1 protein-coding gene is annotated in these 469 nt (G+C 67.8%); it reads left to right on the top strand.

The window, feature by feature from the left end:
- Positions 1–115 precede the first annotated feature (115 nt).
- Positions 116–469: YbaK/EbsC family protein (locus DEQ92_RS22420; RefSeq protein ID WP_115821802.1), on the top strand; the 354-nt coding region annotated here is incomplete at its 3' end.

Below are 469 nucleotides of genomic sequence, written 5' to 3'. Positions count from 1 at the left end.
CCAGGATCCGGCGAGTAATCCCGCTCGGCGGTCGGCGCCGTCGCGGAACGCGCCGTCTGCCGCTGTCCGGCGACCGGTCGAAGCGCTCTTCGGAACGGCCGTCACAAGAGGGCGTATGCATCGCCGCGCACGCGAGTTCACCGAACGAGCACGGGAACGCTACGATCTCGGTCTCACCGTCGAATCGTTCCCGGAAGGCACCGAGACGGCCGCCGACGCCGCTGACGCGGTCGGCTGTGAAGTCGGGCAGATCGCGAGTAGCCTCGTCTTCGAGGTCGATGGCGATCTCGTCGTCGTCGTGACGAGCGGCGCGAACCGCGTCAGCGAACCACGGCTCGAATCGCACCTCGGCGCCGAGGACGTCGCGATGGCCGATCCCGACGAGATTCGGAGTGTCGTCGGCTGGAGCATCGGCGGCGTCCCCCCGTTCTGTCACGATGCCGACTTGCCGGTCTACATCGACGAGTCA

The organism is Haloferax sp. Atlit-6N (genome assembly GCF_003383195.1).
Classification (GTDB): Archaea; Halobacteriota; Halobacteria; order Halobacteriales; family Haloferacaceae; genus Haloferax; species Haloferax gibbonsii.
This window is presented reverse-complemented; position numbering and strand designations above follow the sequence as displayed.